This is a genomic window from Campylobacter sp. MIT 12-8780 (assembly GCF_006864535.1).
GTDB lineage: Bacteria > Campylobacterota > Campylobacteria > Campylobacterales > Campylobacteraceae > Campylobacter_D.
This window is the reverse complement of record NZ_QHLL01000002.1, coordinates 68360-85010: the sequence shown is the minus strand read 5'-3', so window position 1 is coordinate 85010 and position 16651 is coordinate 68360. Positions and strand designations below refer to the sequence as shown.

Here is a 16651-nt window from a genome sequence, read left to right as displayed (position 1 = left end):
ACAAAAATTATTGCTTATTAATTCTATCTTAATTTTTAAGCACTTTTGCCAATCAACATAAAAGGCTAAATTTTTATTACTAGGCTTTAAGGTGGCTAAAAATTGCTTAAAATCTAAGTTATTTTTCATTTTTTTAAATAATCCTGCAAGCTTTTTACTTCTAAATAGCTTTCATTTTGCACTGCTTTAATCGACTTTGCACCAGCTAGGGCTCCTCTTAGGTTTGTAAAATATGGAATTTTAAAGCGAATGATATTTGCTCTTATTTTTTTGGTATCATCTTTAAAGCTGTGCTCGTCGCTGGTGTTAATCACTAGGGCTATCTCGTTGTTTTTGAGCTTATCCTCTACATTTGGGCGTCCTTCTGAAATTTTATAGACTAGCTCGCATTCAAAGCCTGCATTTTGGATTTCTTTGCAAGTGCCAGCTGTGGCTATGAGTTTAAAGCCTAGATCACTATAAGCTTTTGCAAGGTTTTTGGCGTATTTTTTATCGCCTTCTTTTAAAGAGATAAACACATTTCCTTTTTTTGGTAGGTGGTTAAAGGCTGAAATTTGACTTTTTGCGTAAGAATTTGCAAAGTCCTTGCTTATACCCATAACCTCGCCAGTTGAACGCATTTCAGGTCCTAAGTCCAAATCGCTTCCATTAAGTTTAGCAAAAGGAAATACCGCTTCTTTTACGCTCACAAAGCCTAAATCCTTAGGCACAAAAATGCCATTTTTTTCCTCAATCACAGCAAAATTATCATAAAATTTCAAGGCTTCTTTTAAATTGCCTTGCCACATTATTCTAGTGGCTATCTTTGCTAAAGGCACGCCTGTAGCCTTGCTTACAAAAGGCACGGTTCTGCTTGCTCTAGGATTAACCTCTATCATAAAAAGCTCATCATTTAAAAGGGCAAATTGTATATTAAGCAAGCCCACAACGCCTAAATTTAAGGCTATGTCTTTGGTTTTTTCTCTGATTTCATTTTGCACTTTTTCACTGATATTAAGCGGGGGCAAAGAACAAGCAGAATCCCCACTATGAATGCCAGCTTCTTCAATATGTTCCATAATACCAGCCACATACACATCTTTACCATCACTAAGCGCATCAACATCAAGCTCAGTAGCATTATCTAAAAACTGATCGATTAAAACCGGGCTTTTATCGCTCACATCAACAGCTTCTTGCATGTAAAGTCTTAGCTCAGCTTCATTATGCACCACTCTCATCGCACGTCCGCCTAAAACATAGCTTGGGCGAACTAAAACCGGATAAGCAATATCGCTTGCCTTAAGCACAGCTTCTTCAACACTTGTTGCAGTGGCATTCTTAGGCTGTTTTATACCTAGTTTTTCACAAAACTCAGCAAATTTCTTTCTATCTTCAGCCAAATCTATCACTCTTGCTGAAGTGCCTATAATCTTAGCTCCAAAAGCACTAAGGCGTTTAGCAAATTTTAAAGGGGTTTGTCCCCCAAAATGCACTATCACTCCATCTGGCTTTTCTCTTTCAACCACAGCTCTTAAATGCTCAAAATCAATAGGCTCAAAATACAAAATATCGCTAGTATCATAATCAGTGCTTACTGTTTCTGGATTGCAATTATACATAATGGTTTTAATGCCTAGATCATTTAAGGCAAAAGAAGCATGCACACAAGCATAATCAAACTCAATGCCCTGCCCTATGCGGTTAGGTCCTCCTCCTATGATCATGACTTTTTTTTCTTTTTTGTCTTTTTTGGCTAGAGTTTCACTTTTATTTTGAGTAAATTCATTGATACTTGTGCTTGAGTAAAGATAAGGTGTAAGGGCTTTAAACTCGCCTGCACAAGTATCTACTTCATTATAATTAAGATTGATCTTTTGTCTTAATCTTGCATAATATATATCATTTTGAGAAAGCTCTAAATTATCTTTTAAATTCACAAGCAAGGCAAGCATTTTATCAGAAAAGCCCATAGCCTTAGCTTTTCTAAGCAAGGCTTTATCATTTAATATATCCATGTCTATGCATTTTTCAAACTCCACTATCTCTTTGATTTGCTCTAAAAACCAAGTATCGATCTTACAAAGCTCATGAACTTCAGCCACACTAAAGCCCTCTCTAAAAGCTTGTGCTAGGTAAAGCAAGCGTTTTTCATTAGCATTTCTTATATTAAAAACAAGCTCATTTTTATCAGCTTTTATAAAATTAAAACCAAAATATCCTTTTTCAAGTGAGCAAAGGGCTTTTTGTATGCTTTCTTTAAAGGTGCTTCCTATAGCCATCACCTCGCCCACACTTTTCATCGCTGTGCCAAGCTTTGAGTCTGCATTTGGGAATTTCTCAAAGGCAAAACGAGGAATTTTTGTGACTATATAATCAATCGCCGGCTCAAAGCTAGCTGGGGTTCCTGTGATGTCATTTTTAATCTCATCTAAGCTAAAGCCTACGGCTAAAAGTGTAGCTACTTTTGCTATAGGATAGCCTGTAGCCTTGCTTGCAAGAGCTGAAGAGCGAGATACTCTTGGATTCATTTCTATAACGATCATGCGTCCATTTTTTGGATTGACGGCAAATTGCACATTTGAGCCGCCTGTATCTACGCCTATTTCTCTTAAAATGGCAAAGCTAGCATTTCGCATAACTTGGTATTCTTTATCGGTTAAGGTTAAGGCTGGAGCTATGGTAATACTATCTCCAGTATGCACGCCCATAGGATCAAAATTTTCTATACTACACACTATGATACAATTATCATTTTTATCGCGTATGACTTCCATCTCATATTCTTTCCAGCCAAGCAAGCTTTCTTCTATGAGAATTTCATGGATTGGACTAAGAGCTAAAGCTGCTGTGGCAAGTTCTTTAAACTCATCTAAATTATACACCACTCCTGAACCTGCCCCACCAAGCGTATAAGAAGCGCGTATCATCAAAGGAAAACCTATATCATCAACTGCCTTTAAAGCCTCATCATAATCATAAGCATACATAGACTTTGGTAAATCCATGCCAATTTTTTTCATACATTCTTTAAAAACCTGTCTATCCTCGCCCTTTTTAATGGCTTCTGGCTTTGCTCCAAGAAATTTCACATGGCTAAAGTCCTTCTTAAAATCCTCACTTTCAAAAAGTTCCATAGCCACATTTAAAGCCACCTGTCCGCCCATAGTAGGCAAAATCGCATCAATTTTTTCTTTTTTGATAATCCTTAAAATACTTTCTTTGCTAATAGGCTCTATATAAGTAGCATCAGCAAATTCTGGATCAGTCATGATAGTAGCCGGATTTGAATTAATCAGCACAACCTTATATCCTAACTGCTTAAGCGTTTTAGCTGCCTGAGTACCAGAATAATCAAACTCACAAGCCTGCCCTATAACTATAGGACCGCTACCTATAAGTAAAATAGTATGAAAATCACTTCTTTTTGGCATGGTTTTTCCTTGAATTTTGAGGGCAATTATAGCATTTTGAACTTTTATTTTTGGTTAAAATTATACTGAATTAAGCAAATATTTTTAATAAAAAAGGTATATTTTGTAAGAAAAATTTAAATAGCATTTACCAAAAAATCTTAAGATTAAGACTTATCAAAAAACAAGGAGTAGATATGCTTTGTCCTGTATGCAATGGCGTTGATTTAATTATGAGCGAGAGAAATGGTGTGGAGATTGATTACTGCCCTAAGTGTCGTGGGGTTTGGCTTGATCGTGGGGAGCTTGATAAGATCATCGAGCGAAATGGCACGCAAACTCAACACAATCACAATCCACAAAATTACAATCAAAACTACAATAACAACTATCAACATGGTAGCTATCATAAAAAGAAAAAAGAAAGCTGGCTTGGCGAGCTTTTTGATTTTTAAATTCAAGTTATTTAGGTTTTTATAACTTAGATATAAAATCAAGTTTATAAAAACCTCTCATTTGCTGGGTTTAAAAAATTTTTTGTATATTTTTGTTAAATTCATCGGTTTTGATTTTATGCTGAAAAAGGGCTTGTTCTAAGACTTTGATCGTTTTTGGCGAAGCGTATTCTAGCAAAGCAATAATCTTTTTATACTTATACATACTCTCATCTTTAGCATAAATTTTTTGTATGATTTTATCACTTTCATCTTCAGTGCTAAAAAACTCTTGCTCGCACACTCCTAAAGCCTCAGCAATAAAGGGAAGCATATCAGCTTTTAAGTCTATGTTGCCATTTAAATACGCATAAATACTTGAAAAAGTCGGCACTTCGCCGGTTTTGTTTGCTCTCATATCAAGGTTTATAAGTCTTTGGGCGAGCTCTTTTTTCGTGATTTTTTTAGCTTTTAAAATTTCATTGATTCTTTCATATACTTTCATAAAAACTATTATAGAATTTTAAATTATTGATAAAATATATTTTATTATTGTTTAAGTATAATTTGTTATGATTACAAATCAATTTTTCCAAACAAGGAGTAAAAATGGCAAAAATTTTCGTTAAAAATACAGGCACAGCCAAAATAAAATGCTGCGAAGTTACTTCAGAACATAGAGCTGATATACTCGTATATGTTGTAGATAAGGATTATAAAGCCAAAAACGACGCTTTGTGGTTTTATACAGACAACGAAAATAGTGCAAGTTCAACCATAACTTGGGTAAAAAATGAGTCAAGCGCGCAGCTTAAAGTTATGTTTGTTGATAAAGACTATAAAGCAAAATGGAAGAGTTCAAATCAATTTAGAGGTAGATTATAGCTTTACAAATTTGGCACAAACCATTTTAAGTTAAGTAAGATAAGCTTAAATTTTTAGGGTGAAAGGGATTAAAATGCTCAAACTTTTACATAAATTTGAAAATTTTATAAATTCAAAATTTACAAATTATCTTATCTCATCTGTTGTGCTTTTTAATGCCATAATCTTAGGCTTGATGACTGAAACCAACTTAAAGCAAAATACTATATTGCATAACTTAAACAATCTTTGCCTTTGGTTTTTCTGCATTGAAATGCTTGCAAAAATTGTAGCTTTGCGTTTAAGCTTTTTTAAATCAAAGCTAAATATCTTTGATCTTATTGTTATCGCAATCTCTGCTTCACCAATACTTGGCGATCTTTCCATACTTCGCTTTTTGCGAGTTTTTATCTTATTTCGCTTGTTTTCTACACTGCCACAAGTTAATTTTATCGTTTCAGTTATGTTAAGATCTCTACCAAGTGTTGCTTGCACGGGTGTAGTTTTACTTTTTGTTTTGTATGTGTATGGGGTGCTTTGTGTAGAGTTTTTTGGGGTTGATTTTCCGCAGTATTTTGGAAATTTAGGTAGAAGTTTTTATACCCTTTTTCAAATCATGACTTTAGAAGGTTGGAGTGAAAATATAGTGCGTCCCATCTTAGAACTCTACCCTTATGCGTGGATACTTTTTGTGAGTTTTATACTCGTAGCAAGCTTTGTAATCCTTAATATCGTCGTTGGTATCATCATTGATACGATAAATGAGCTTAAAGACAAAGAATATGCCAAAGCAGGAAAAATTATGATAAAATAGCTTATATAAACAATTCAAATCAAGGAAAAAAAGAATGGAAAATTTTAAATACGCAAAGTATTATCTACTTGATAAACATTACAAAAGTGATAGTTTTACCAATGGTAGGAAATTTAAAAAATTCTTTAACGACTTTGCATACAAAGTATTTGAGATCAATCTAACCATGCAAAAAGATATCGGTGAATTTCCTTTTATACTTGGTGAAAGAACTGGATATGCAAGTATGGCACACGCTTTGCACCTAATCACGCCTTATGTTTATAGTGAAGTAGGACTTGATTGCAAAGGCTCAAAAAAACCTATAAGAAATGCACAAGGCAAGGATAAAAACACGCGTAGTGTGGATTTGTGGTGTCAGCTAGGCAAAGGCGAGGAAGCTTTGCAGATATGGATAGAACACAAATACCTTTGGCTTAATGTAAGCACCAAAGCTAGTGCTGAATTTAATACGATTTGCCTTGAGATCATCTCGCAAGCACGCGAGCAAATAAGAGATATCAAAAAATTGCAATTTGAGGGCTTAAAAGTAGCAACTTTTGCGATACAAGTGTATGCAAACAAAAACCATATAATGACAAATGATGAGCTAGAAAGTGTGCCTGAATACATAGAATCAGTGCTTGCTGATTATAAAGATGGTCGTAGCTATATGGGTGCGCTTTGTGGGGTGCTTGATCTGCGCGAGAGCATTGCAAAGGCTGGCATTGAGGAAATTTATCATCGATATAGCGACTATGATATAGAAATTTACACACCTTATGTAGTTTTTGGGGCTATAGTTTTGCAATGATGATTTTACAAAAACTTAACTTTTAAGAAAAAGCCCAATTTATGGGCTTGAATACTTTTGTGTTAAGAAAAAATACGCAAAAAAGACAAATCCTACTTCAGCTCATCAGCATTCATCTTATCTTTTGCTTCTATACCCATAAGCTTTAGGGCTGTTTTTATGCTTAGAGCCACTACTGCAAAGAGTTTTAGTAGGGCGTCTTCATTATCTGTGCCTAGCACTTTGTTTTCATTGTAGAATTTATGAAAGCTTGCTGCTAGGCTTTTTAGATAGTCTGCTATCTTTTGCAAAGCTCTATTTTCAAAAGCATCGCATAAAATAGCATGTAAATTTAAGCTTTCAAAAAGCAAATTTAAAGCCTCATCATTGAGCTTACTTAGATCAGCGTTGATAACTTGCTCTACACTCTTGCCAGACTTTGCAAATACTTGATGAATGCGCGCGTGTGCGTAGTTGATATAAAAAACCGGATTTGAGCTATCTTGCTTTTTAAGTTCATTAATGTCAAACTCAAGATGTGTATCGCATTTTTTACTTAAAAAGATAAAACGCAAGGCATCAGCTCCTATCTCATCAAGCACTTCTTGCATAAGTATGAAATTTCCAGCCCTCTTACTCATCTTATAAGGCTCGCCATCTTTAAGTAAGGAAACCATTTGCGCTAAAATCACTTCAAGTTTATTCTCATCAAAACCAAGAAAACTCATCGCTGCTTTCATCCTAGCTATGTAGCCGTGATGATCAGCTCCCCAGATATTGATACACTTATCATAGCCTCTGCTTAGTTTATCTTTATGATAGACTATATCAGCAGCAAGGTAAGTTCCTCGCCCATCTTCTCGCACGATGACGCGGTCTTTTTCATCGCCTTTTTGACTTGACTTAAGCCAAATTTTGCCCTCTTTTTCATAGCTAGCATGATTTGCTTTTAAAGCCTCAAGTGTAGCGTTAAGCTCTTTATACAAGCTTAATTCACTGATGAAATGATCGATTTTTATACGCGCTGTGGCTAAAGTTGCTTTGATCTCAATAAGCATTTTATCCTTTGCCCAAGAAGCGATTTTAGAGATATTTTTTTCTTCAAAAAAATCCGCCCCAAACTCAGCCAAAGCTTCCTTAGCAAGCTCTTTGATATACTCGCCCTTATAATACTGATCAGGATAAACAACGTTTTGTTTAAGCTCATTTTCACGCACAGCCAAAAGCACTGAAAGTCCTAGAAGCTCGATTTGATTACCTGCATCATTGATATAATATTCAGTGTCAAATTTAAAACCCAAATGCCTTGCTACCCTAGCTAAAGTATCGCCAAAAACAGCCCCTCTAGCATGTCCTATGTGAAGCGGTCCTGTAGGATTTGCACTCACATATTCAAGCAAAAAACTTTGCTTTTTAACACTTCCTTTTGCAAAATCCTCACTCTTGCTTAAAGCCTTTGTGGCTTCATCGTTTAAGAACTCACGCGAAAGCTTAAAATTCACATAGCCATTAACAGCCTCAACCTTTTCAAAAAGTGTTTCATCTTTAAATTTATGAGCTAATTCCTCAGCGATAAGCTTAGGATTTTTTCTTAACTCCTTAGCCAAAGAAAAGGCAAGTGGGGTTGCAAAATGAGCAAGGTTTTTATCCTTTGGGCTTTCAAGCACAAAGTCTTGCTCTAAGCCTTGCTTTACGCACTCATACACTCTTGTTTTCAAAACTTAAGCTTTCTTTTGCTCGTCGCTTTTTATGCCCTCATCGCTTGTAAAAACCTTTGCATCTGGCTTTTCTTCAAGCTTTGCAGAATTTTTATTTGCCTCATCTTCATCATTACTCATCTCGCTTTTAAAGGTTTTTATGCCTTTACCTAAGCCTTTTGCAAGCTCTGGAATTTTTTTTGCCCCAAATAAAAGCACGATGATAAGTAAGATAATCAGCCATTGTCCCGGTCCTATAGAACTTAAACCCATTTTATTCTCCTTTATACCATTGAGTTTGAATTTCAGCTACAGCCTTACTTTGCACGCGTTTTTTGCACGCTTTAAAGACAGCTTTAAGCTCTTTATAACTTTGTTCTAAGTCCTCATTGATGATTAAAAAATCATATTGAGCGATGAAATTCATCTCATTTTCAGCTACAATGAGACGTTTTTTGATCGTGTCTATTGTATCAGTTTTTCGATTAATAAGTCTTTTTTCAAGTTCATTTTTTGTCTTTGTTGTGATAAAAACTGAGCTTAATTCATCTTTAAGTTTTTCTTTGACTATGCAAAAACCTTGCACATCGATGTCAAAAATCACCACTCTACCCTCAGCAAGGGCTTTTTGAGTGTGCTTTAAAGAGGTGCCATAAAAGTTATTATGCACCTTAGCCCATTCTAAAAAGGCTCCCTCATCTATACCTTTTTGAAAATCTGCCTCACTTACAAAATGATAATGAACCCCATCTATCTCGCCATCTCGAGGTTTTCTTGTGGTGCAAGAGATAGAAAAATAAAGCTCATCTTTAAATTCGCTCATCAAATGAGTTAAAAGCGTGGATTTACCTGCCCCGCTTGGTCCAGAGATCAAAAGTATATAACCACCTTGCACGTTTAAGCTTTCTCATCAAATTTGATGTTAATGCTAATGTTCATATTCATACCCTTTAAAGCAGCTTTTAAAGTATCATCTTTAATACTTTCATTTACAGCTGCGGCTATACTTTTGCTAAGCTCATCGATGATCTCATCGCTTTTTTGGCTTGGGGTTTCTTGTGTTGTTTGAGTATGTGCTGACTCTATAGGCTCTTGCGTTGGCTCTTCCTCGCTCACTTCTTCGCCTAAGGCAAGCTGAATTTCTCTTTCATTGAGCTGTTCTATATCCTTTTGAATTTCAGCATTTTCTAGTTTAGGGCTTGGTGACTCTTCGTTTTGCAAATCCTGTTTATCCAAATCATTTAGTGCAGCAAGTTCGGCTTTGATTTTATCTTGAGCGCTTAAGTTTTCATCAGCTTTTAAATCTTCTTCATCGATAAGTTGAGGTTGAGGCTCGTTTTGCTCTTCTTTTGTCTCAACCTGCCCTAAAAATTTCGCATCTTCTGGTATATCATCAAAATCAATTTGCTTTTCTTGCTTTTCCTCAACACTGAAAGGCTCATGAACTGGCTCATCTTGAGTTTCTTGTGAAGTTTTGGACTCTTTTTCATCTTGAGTTTTAAGCTCATCTTGAGTTTCATCTTTTAATTCTGCTTGCATTAAGTGTTGAGTTTTTGTTTCATCTTGAATTTGCTGGGTTTGCTCGGTGTTTGTTTCAACTTGAGTTTCTGTTTGGCTTGAAGCTTCGCTTATCTTTTCTCCTGCAAGCTCTTGCTTAGGCAAATCAGTCAAATCACCTATCTTATCATCTTCGTTAGAAACAAGCTTATCCGTCTCATCTTGAACTTCAGTCTCTTGAGATTGAGCTGCTTTATCTTGGTTTTCTTGCATATCTTCTTGCAAAGCTTCACTTTGTTCTAAAGCTGGTTCTTGTGAAATTTCTTTAGGCTTATGTAAATCAAGCTCTTCATGAACTTTTGTCTCATCTTGAGCTAAATCTTGGCTTAATTCATCTAAATTTATAGGTTCATCAGCCCAAGAAGGAGTTTGGGCTGCATTTTCATCTTGAGTTTGTGCTGATTCTTCTTGGCTGAGTTCTTCAGGTAAAGCTTGAGGCTGTGTTTGATCAAGATTTAAATCAAAGTCTTTCAGCTCTTCATCATCGAATTCTTCAGGCTTGCTAACTGATTTTTCTTCATCGCTCATCTTGAAAACTCTATCTAAATCCTTCTCATCAAAATGCTCATCTTGTCCTTCAAGCTTTGTAATTTTTTTCTCTTGCTCGCTTAGATCTTCTACTTGAGGCTCTTGTACTTCATCTTCTTTTTGTGTTTTGTTTTCTTCTTCATCTTGAGTTTGATTTGATGAAGGTTCATCTTGGATTTTAGGCTCATCTTGAGAATTTAATTCTTCTTTAGCTTCATCTTTCAAAGCTGTTTCATCTTGATTTTCTTGCTCTTTTTTATCTGTATTTGTATCATCAATATCTTCAAAATTCAAAGCATCAAGATCAAGCTCCATATCATCATAAGGATTTTCTTCTTTATTTACAGGCTCTTTATCTTCTTCTTTGACGCTTGGTTCTTCAACAACTTGAGCTTCTTCTATGGTTTTATTTTCTATGAGTTTTATCAAATCAGTTGGCAAAAATGGCTTGTGTAAATTTTCTACACCTTCAACATTTTCAGCACTTTTTGGACTCAAATAAATGAGCTTTTCGCATTTTTGAGTAAGCTCTTTTATATCAGCTTCAACTTCATTATCAATGATGATAATATCACTTCTTCCTTGAAAGTCCTCAACATTTTCAAACTCTTCAAATTCATAAGCTATTTTTTCAGCACTCAAACGCACAAGTTTTGAAACGATAGGGTTTTTATTGAGCAATACGATTTTCATGCACCATTCCTTAAGATGAAAAACTATATTTTAAGATATTTTTTATTATTAAATGCTTAGATAAAGAATAAAGTTTGCATATTTGAAAAAACTTTTAAAATAAGTTCTTTAAAATACTGCATCATTATCGCTAAAATCGAAACCAAAACTACAAAACCAAGCGCAATTTTTATAGGATAACCCACAACCAAAAGGTTAAATTGAGGCATAGTTTTCATCAAAAGCCCAAAGATTAAATCCGCTAAAAGATTAATCGCCAAGATCGGAAAAGCCATCGCAAAGCCTATCATAAAGATATTAAGCATACTTGTATTAACATAACGAAGCAAATTTTCGCCCGGATAAAAACCACCCAAATCAATATAAGTTAAAGAATTACTCAAAAAAAGCAAGATCAAATGATGCCCATCAAAGGCTAAAAATACAAGCAAGGCAAGCAAATTTAAAATTTGAGAAGTAATAGGCACACTCGCTCCAGAACTTGGATCAAGCACACTTGCCATAGTAAAGCCCATGGTAAAAGCCATTTGCTCGCCTGCAAACTGCACGAAAGCAAAAACTATACTCAGTAAAAGTCCAGCTATCATTCCAAGTAAAGCTTCACTTAAAATTTGCAAGATAAAAAAAGAATTATAACTTGGCATTTCAAGCTTTGCTAAAGGAAATAAAAACATAGTTAAAAACAAGGCTAGAGTTGCTTTGATAATATTTGGGATATTATTGTGTGAAAAAAAAGGAAAAAAAACAAAAATCCCACTTACTCTTGCAAAAAGCAAGAAAAAAGCCGCGACATTTTTATCGCCAAGATAATTAACAAATTCCATTTTGACTTAGCTTATACTGCTCATCGCAAAGCAAAGCAAGCGAATTATCATGCGTTACAAAGATCAAAACACCTGCATTTTCTTTTACATAGCTGTTTAAAATTTCTATGACCTTAGTGGCATTTTCTTTGTCTAAATTTCCTGTTGCCTCGTCTGCAAAGATGATCTTAGGTTTTTTGCAAAGCACCCTTGCTATGCTTACTCTTTGTTGCTGTCCTCCGCTGAGTTTAGCGATTTTTTGATGTAAAAGATGAGCTATGCCAAGCTTTTCAAGTAAGCTTTTATCTAAACCTTGTCCTGATAAGACGCTAGCAAGTTCTATATTTTCAAAAGCAGAAAAACCCTTAAAAAGATAATGAGCTTGAAAGATAATGCCAAAAAAATACCTTCTTATCCTTAGTCTTTCACTTTCACTTAAGGCATACAGATCATGATTTTGAAAAAGAACTTTTCCTGAATTTGGTTTTAAAAGTGTAGAAAGTATGTGTAAAAGTGTGGATTTTCCACAACCTGAACTTCCTTGTATGGCTATGCTTTGTCCCTCATTAAGACTAAAGCATAAATCCTTAAAAAGCGGATAATCAAAGCTGTGGCTTAAATTTTCCGCTCTTAAAAGTTCCATTTTAGCTCATTTGTGCAGCTACTTCAGCAGCAAAGTCCTCAGACTTTTTCTCAAGTCCTTCGCCCACTTCAAAGCGGATAAACTCGATGATTTCAAATTTTACGCCAAGTTCTTTGATCTTTTCTTCTATGACTTGTTCTATGGTTTTTTTATCATCCATTACAAAAAATTGCCCCATTAAAGTGAGTTTGCTGTCAAGCTGAGAATTATCACTGATGAAGCTATTAAGCTTACCTGGGATAATATTTGCCCAAATTTTTTCTGGTTTGTTTTGAGCTTTAAGCTCAGCTTTGATATCCTCTTCAGCTTGCTTTAAGATAGCCTCGCTAAGTTGCTTTCTGCTGGCGTATTTTGGAATTTTATGCTCTGGCTTGTTTGGATCTTTGAGTCTTCTTCGCTCTTCATTATCCTTTTCAAGCTCGGCAACTAAGGCTTTGTATTCTTGCTCTACAAAATTGATATCTAAGTCTTTATAGCTAAGATATACAGGCTTCATAGCAGCTATATGCATACAAAGTTGCTTTAAAAAATCAGTGATTTTTTTCGCACCCTCTTCACTCTCAGCACTTGCAGCGATGATAACGCCAACGCGTCCATTAGTGTGGATATAGCCATTGACTATGCCGTTATTACCAGCTTTTAAGGTGGCTAATCTACGCACAACAAGGTTTTCACCTATGGTTGCGATTTGAGATTTAAGGTATTCTTCAAAAGGAGTGCCATTAATCACGCTTTTATTAAGCTCTTCAGTAGTGCTGATAGCTTGAGCTTGAATGTGAGCTGTGGTATCTTTAGTTAAGGCGATAAATTGCTCGTTTTTAGCTACAAAATCAGTTTCTGAATTAATCTCACTTAAAGTCGCTTGCTTAAAATCCTCGCTCACTTTAACGCTTACTAGCCCTTCAGCAGCTAAGCGATCAGCTTTTTTAGCTGCTTTTCCTAGTCCTTTTTCGCGTAAGTATTGCACCGCTTTTTCAAAATCGCCCTCAGTTTCCTTAAGAGCATTTTTACAATCCATCATTCCAGCTCCGGTGCTTTCACGAAGCTCTTTTACCATTTGTGCAGTGATTTCAGCCATGATTATTTTTCCTCTTCTTCAAAGTCTTCTTCGCTAAATTCTTCACTCATTGCTTCTTCAACGATAGCTTCTTTTTCTTCATCGCTGACTTCTTGTTTTTCTTCGCTTATATCCTCATCTTGCTCTCTTAAAGCCTTGCCCTCGATGATAGCTTCTGACATTTCTTGGCAGAAAAGCTGCACTGAGCGGATCGCATCATCATTTCCTGGGATAGGATAGGTTACAAGATCAGGATCACAATTTGTATCAAGTGGTGCAACTACAGGAATTCTTAAGCGATTAGCTTCTTTTACAGCGATTTTTTCTTTAACCGTATCAATCACAAAAATCATATCAGGTTGAGTTTTAAGATGTCTTATACCGCCAAGATAAGCTAAAAGTTTTTCCTTTTTGCGAGTAAGCATTAAGGCTTCTTTTTTGGTTAAAAGCTTGATAGAGCCATCTTCTTCCATTTTTTCTATAATTTCAAGCTTGCGTATGCTTTGACGAATGGTGCCAAAATTTGTCATCATACCGCCAAGCCAGCGATGATTAACATAAGGCATACCGCATTTTTCAGCATATTCTTTAATGGCAGCTGAAGCTTGTTTTTTTGTGCCTACAAAAAGTATAGTTTTACCCTCAGCAGCTGCGTCTCTTACGATGTTGTAAGTGTAGCGAAAATAACGCAAGGTTTTTTGCAAATCAATAACATAAATGCCTTTTCTCTCGCCAAAAATGAATTTTTTCATCTTTGGATTCCACCTGCGTGTTTGATGCCCAAAATGCACACCGCATTCAAGCAAATCTCTCATACTAACCATGTTTTTCTCCTTAAAATTTAGCTTTTTCCTCCGCACCCCTTGAACTCATCAAGCTAAAAAGGATTGGTGCGTGTGAAATAAAAAGGCTAATTCTAGCAAATTTAAGTTTAGTTTTTGCTTAGTTTTTCATGACGTTTGAAAATTTCGCTTGGGTGGGTAGTAAGACGTTTAAATCGCTTGTATTTTTCAAAATACTTTGCACCTCTTGTCATCATAAAGCTTTGCTCAAAAAAGATTAATAAAGTCATTGAAATACCTACAGCTAAAGCTAAAGTTACTGAAATCGTCGTTAAAAAACAATCAAAAAAATCCACCAAATACCGCGTTTTTTCAGTCGCATCGCTTGAGTTGATAAAATAAAACAGATACAAAATCGCCCTATACGCATAAATTCCAGGTATCATCACAAGTAAAGCCGGAAAGGCGATAATCTCGGCTGGGGTTTTTGAAATTTTAGCAAAAAGCATACCAAAACAACCCACTAAAAAAGACGCAAAAAAAGTCGCAAGAGCAAGATTTTGAAAAGAAAAAAACTCAAGCAAAGTAAAGCGAAAACCATGCCCAATAGCCGCCAAAAGAGCCGATAAAAATAAGGTGCGAATAGGAGGATTGCAAGAGTATGCAAAACCAAAGCCAGCAATTGCTGCAAAAGACATATCAGTAAGTATAGAATAAAACCCATTCATTGCCAAAAACCTAAATTTGAAAGTGCAAGCGTGGTGTAAATGCCTACTGCTATACAGCTGATTAAAATCGCTACGCTAATAATGCGGCTTAAACCCACTAAAACATAGCTTTTAAGTATGTCAATAACCGAGTTGATAAAGAAAATTCCCGGGATCAAATACAAAATGCTCGAACCAAGCGCAACCTCGCCTGTCTTCGTAAAACCTAGATCAACGCCTATAGAAACGATATATGAGGAGATGAATGCACAGATGATGTATTGAATTCTCATATCAAGTTTAAAATGAGTAAAAACTGCCCTTAAACTTGAGCCAACAAGAGTGCCTAAAAACACCAAAATCGAGGTTTCAAAATCCCCTCCAAAAAGTCTTGAAAAAGCCATTTGGGCTATACTTGCAAAAAGTATATAAGTATAAGCTGGGCGTTGATTTTTTTGAATAAGCTTTTCAAAACACCTTTTTGCAACTTTAAGATTATGGATATGATCATAAATCGCCCAACTTAAGGCGCTCAAATCCAAGATCAAACGAAAATCAATGGGAGAGTATTTGTTATTGACAAGATAAGTGCGTGAGATCGAAATATCATCAGGATCGATAAGATTAATCAATGTATGGTTAAAAGAAAAATGCAAATGAATCTCATAGCCAAAGGTTGCAGCTATGCGTTCTGCACAGCGATTTACGCGCGAACTATAAGTGCCAACGCCCACCATAGTGGAGATGTATTTAATCAAAAAATTACTCAGTTCTTGAATATCTGGCTTTTGCATGCATATTTTCTTTCATAGAAATTCTTTTGTATTTCTAGCACAAAATGTTTAAAATAAGGTAAAATTATAACAGATTTTTAAAATTTTGTTTAAAAAATCATATAAAAAAGGATAAAAAATGCAAACAAAAGTAGGAATTGTCGGTGTAGGATTTGTAGGAGCAGCAACAGCTTCAAATCTTGTAAGTGCGGCAATGTGTGATGAGTTAATGCTTTATGATATTAAAACTGATTTGGCTGCTGCTCATGTTCATGATCTTAAAGATAGCTTGGTTTTTACTCATTCGCATACGAAGATATATTTAGCCAAAGATATCCAAGAGCTCGCAAAGTGTCAAGTAATCGTGCTTTCTTTTAGAAAAACACATTTAAACACCCTAGCTACAAGACTTGAGGAGCTTGAAAATAATGCTTTTGAGCTTATCAATATCATCTTACCACTTGAAAAAGCCGGTTTTAAAGGCGTGTATGTCATCGCTACAAATCCAAATGATAGTATCGTTTATCTTACTGCCTCGCTTAGCAAGCTTGAAAAAGGGCGAATTTTTGGTTCTGGCACAAATTTAGATAGCTCAAGATTAAGGCGAATTTTAGGCGATAAACTAGGACTTAATCCTTGCAATATCAAAGCTTTTATGATAGGCGAGCATGGAGACTCTCAATTTGCCTACCTAAGCCATGCTTATGTGGGTTCAAAAAGCTTAAATGAGTATTATGAGCAAAAATTAGGCAAAAAACTCAACACAGAGGAGCTTGAAAAAGAAGTGGCAAATGAGGGCTATTTCATCTACAACAAAAAAGGACGCACAGAATACGGCATAGGAGGCTCTTGCGCTATGCTTGCTGAAGCTGTGCTTAAAGATAAAAAACTTTTAGTTCCAGTTTCTAGTGTGTTTAAGGATTATGCTTTGTCTTTACCTTGTATAATTGGTAAAAATGGCGTTGAAGAGGTGCTAGAGTGCGAATTTAGCGAAGTTGAAAAAGCCAAGCTTAAACAAACGCAACACAGCATAAAAACAGCCATTTTAAGCGTCAAGGATAGGCTTGAAGCTAAGATTAAAGCTTAAAATGGCTTTGATGAATTATAAATACAAGCTTTTTATTTTGCGTTGATT

17 protein-coding genes are annotated in these 16651 nt (G+C 35.5%); 5 read left to right on the top strand and 12 right to left on the bottom strand.

From position 1 onward, the window contains the following. Window positions 1–125 precede the first annotated feature (125 nt). Window positions 126–3413, bottom strand: a complete 3288-nt coding sequence (carB, locus tag DMB95_RS01865) for a carbamoyl-phosphate synthase large subunit (RefSeq protein ID WP_142930675.1) — start codon at window positions 3411–3413, stop codon at window positions 126–128. A 176-nt stretch (window positions 3414–3589) separates the two neighbouring features. On the opposite strand from carB, the gene DMB95_RS01860 reads away from it, so the two are divergent. Next, window positions 3590–3847: a TFIIB-type zinc ribbon-containing protein gene (locus DMB95_RS01860; RefSeq protein ID WP_142930674.1), complete on the top strand. Its 258-nt coding sequence runs from the start codon at window positions 3590–3592 to the stop codon at window positions 3845–3847. A 70-nt stretch (window positions 3848–3917) separates the two neighbouring features. Here the strand turns inward: DMB95_RS01860 and DMB95_RS01855 are convergent, their stop codons facing one another. Beyond that, a complete protein-coding gene (locus DMB95_RS01855; protein ID WP_137632031.1) occupies window positions 3918–4331 on the bottom strand; it encodes a helix-turn-helix domain-containing protein in 414 nt (137 codons plus the stop codon). A gap of 104 nt (window positions 4332–4435) precedes the next feature. Between DMB95_RS01855 and DMB95_RS01850 the strand changes: the two genes are divergently transcribed. The 3 genes from DMB95_RS01850 to DMB95_RS01840 all read left to right on the top strand — a co-directional run bounded on the left by DMB95_RS01850 (window position 4436) and on the right by DMB95_RS01840 (window position 6297). After that, window positions 4436–4711: a DUF6150 family protein gene (locus tag DMB95_RS01850; protein ID WP_142930673.1), complete on the top strand. Its 276-nt coding sequence runs from the start codon at window positions 4436–4438 to the stop codon at window positions 4709–4711. A 73-nt stretch (window positions 4712–4784) separates the two neighbouring features. After that, the gene (locus DMB95_RS01845; RefSeq protein ID WP_142930672.1) at window positions 4785–5504 is read left to right on the top strand and encodes an ion transporter; all 720 of its coding nucleotides are present in this window, start codon (window positions 4785–4787) and stop codon (window positions 5502–5504) included. Window positions 5505–5538: 34 nt separating this feature from the next. Beyond that, complete coding sequence (locus DMB95_RS01840; protein ID WP_142930671.1) at window positions 5539–6297, top strand: hypothetical protein; 759 nt, start codon at window positions 5539–5541, stop codon at window positions 6295–6297. A 92-nt stretch (window positions 6298–6389) separates the two neighbouring features. Here DMB95_RS01840 and argS read toward each other — a convergent pair whose 3' ends face one another. The 10 genes from argS to DMB95_RS01790 all read right to left on the bottom strand — a co-directional run bounded on the left by argS (window position 6390) and on the right by DMB95_RS01790 (window position 15537). Continuing rightward, window positions 6390–7994: an arginine--tRNA ligase gene (argS, locus tag DMB95_RS01835; RefSeq protein ID WP_142930670.1), complete on the bottom strand. Its 1605-nt coding sequence runs from the start codon at window positions 7992–7994 to the stop codon at window positions 6390–6392. Between the two features lie 3 nt (window positions 7995–7997). Beyond that, window positions 7998–8246 carry a twin-arginine translocase TatA/TatE family subunit gene (locus DMB95_RS01830; RefSeq protein WP_137632025.1) on the bottom strand — a complete coding sequence of 83 codons (249 nt, stop codon included), beginning with the start codon at window positions 8244–8246 and terminating at the stop codon, window positions 7998–8000. Between the two features lies 1 nt (window position 8247). Continuing rightward, complete coding sequence (gene gmk, locus DMB95_RS01825; protein ID WP_142930669.1) at window positions 8248–8868, bottom strand: guanylate kinase; 621 nt, start codon at window positions 8866–8868, stop codon at window positions 8248–8250. A 2-nt stretch (window positions 8869–8870) separates the two neighbouring features. Next, window positions 8871–10751 (bottom strand): hypothetical protein, encoded by a 1881-nt coding sequence (locus tag DMB95_RS01820; RefSeq protein WP_142930668.1) that lies wholly within the window; start codon window positions 10749–10751, stop codon window positions 8871–8873. A 56-nt stretch (window positions 10752–10807) separates the two neighbouring features. After that, complete coding sequence (fliR, locus tag DMB95_RS01815) at window positions 10808–11575, bottom strand: flagellar biosynthetic protein FliR (RefSeq protein ID WP_142930667.1); 768 nt, start codon at window positions 11573–11575, stop codon at window positions 10808–10810. Then, the gene (locus DMB95_RS01810; protein ID WP_142930666.1) at window positions 11562–12197 is read right to left on the bottom strand and encodes an ABC transporter ATP-binding protein; all 636 of its coding nucleotides are present in this window, start codon (window positions 12195–12197) and stop codon (window positions 11562–11564) included. Before DMB95_RS01810 ends, fliR begins: the two co-directional genes overlap by 14 nt. Before the next feature lies 1 nt (window position 12198). Beyond that, entirely contained in the window at window positions 12199–13275 is a 1077-nt protein-coding gene (tsf, locus tag DMB95_RS01805) for a translation elongation factor Ts (protein WP_142930665.1), read from the bottom strand. A 2-nt stretch (window positions 13276–13277) separates the two neighbouring features. Beyond that, complete coding sequence (rpsB, locus tag DMB95_RS01800) at window positions 13278–14078, bottom strand: 30S ribosomal protein S2 (RefSeq protein WP_137632019.1); 801 nt, start codon at window positions 14076–14078, stop codon at window positions 13278–13280. A 107-nt stretch (window positions 14079–14185) separates the two neighbouring features. Then, window positions 14186–14764, bottom strand: a complete 579-nt coding sequence (locus tag DMB95_RS01795) for a threonine/serine exporter family protein (protein WP_137632018.1) — start codon at window positions 14762–14764, stop codon at window positions 14186–14188. Beyond that, complete coding sequence (locus DMB95_RS01790; RefSeq protein WP_142930664.1) at window positions 14761–15537, bottom strand: threonine/serine ThrE exporter family protein; 777 nt, start codon at window positions 15535–15537, stop codon at window positions 14761–14763. The genes DMB95_RS01795 and DMB95_RS01790 overlap by 4 nt, the downstream gene beginning before the upstream one ends. 118 nt (window positions 15538–15655) lie before the next feature. Here DMB95_RS01790 and DMB95_RS01785 point away from each other — a divergent pair, with 118 nt between their 5' ends. After that, window positions 15656–16603, top strand: coding sequence for a lactate/malate family dehydrogenase (locus tag DMB95_RS01785; RefSeq protein ID WP_142930663.1), 948 nt, complete (start codon window positions 15656–15658; stop codon window positions 16601–16603). Window positions 16604–16651 lie beyond the last annotated feature (48 nt).

Bases quoted from the DNA above. Each gene is read 5' to 3' on its own strand.
- carB (WP_142930675.1), bottom strand. From the start codon at position 3,413: ATGCCAAAAAGAAGTGATTTTCATACTATTTTACTTATAGGTAGCGGT.
- DMB95_RS01860 (WP_142930674.1), top strand. From the start codon at position 3,590: ATGCTTTGTCCTGTATGCAATGGCGTTGATTTAATTATGAGCGAGAGA.
- DMB95_RS01855 (WP_137632031.1), bottom strand. From the start codon at position 4,331: ATGAAAGTATATGAAAGAATCAATGAAATTTTAAAAGCTAAAAAAATC.
- DMB95_RS01850 (WP_142930673.1), top strand. From the start codon at position 4,436: ATGGCAAAAATTTTCGTTAAAAATACAGGCACAGCCAAAATAAAATGC.
- DMB95_RS01845 (WP_142930672.1), top strand. From the start codon at position 4,785: ATGCTCAAACTTTTACATAAATTTGAAAATTTTATAAATTCAAAATTT.
- DMB95_RS01840 (WP_142930671.1), top strand. From the start codon at position 5,539: ATGGAAAATTTTAAATACGCAAAGTATTATCTACTTGATAAACATTAC.
- DMB95_RS01830 (WP_137632025.1), bottom strand. From the start codon at position 8,246: ATGGGTTTAAGTTCTATAGGACCGGGACAATGGCTGATTATCTTACTT.
- DMB95_RS01820 (WP_142930668.1), bottom strand. From the start codon at position 10,751: ATGAAAATCGTATTGCTCAATAAAAACCCTATCGTTTCAAAACTTGTG.
- fliR (WP_142930667.1), bottom strand. From the start codon at position 11,575: ATGGAATTTGTTAATTATCTTGGCGATAAAAATGTCGCGGCTTTTTTC.
- DMB95_RS01810 (WP_142930666.1), bottom strand. From the start codon at position 12,197: ATGGAACTTTTAAGAGCGGAAAATTTAAGCCACAGCTTTGATTATCCG.
- tsf (WP_142930665.1), bottom strand. From the start codon at position 13,275: ATGGCTGAAATCACTGCACAAATGGTAAAAGAGCTTCGTGAAAGCACC.
- rpsB (WP_137632019.1), bottom strand. From the start codon at position 14,078: ATGGTTAGTATGAGAGATTTGCTTGAATGCGGTGTGCATTTTGGGCAT.
- DMB95_RS01795 (WP_137632018.1), bottom strand. From the start codon at position 14,764: ATGAATGGGTTTTATTCTATACTTACTGATATGTCTTTTGCAGCAATT.
- DMB95_RS01790 (WP_142930664.1), bottom strand. From the start codon at position 15,537: ATGCAAAAGCCAGATATTCAAGAACTGAGTAATTTTTTGATTAAATAC.
- DMB95_RS01785 (WP_142930663.1), top strand. From the start codon at position 15,656: ATGCAAACAAAAGTAGGAATTGTCGGTGTAGGATTTGTAGGAGCAGCA.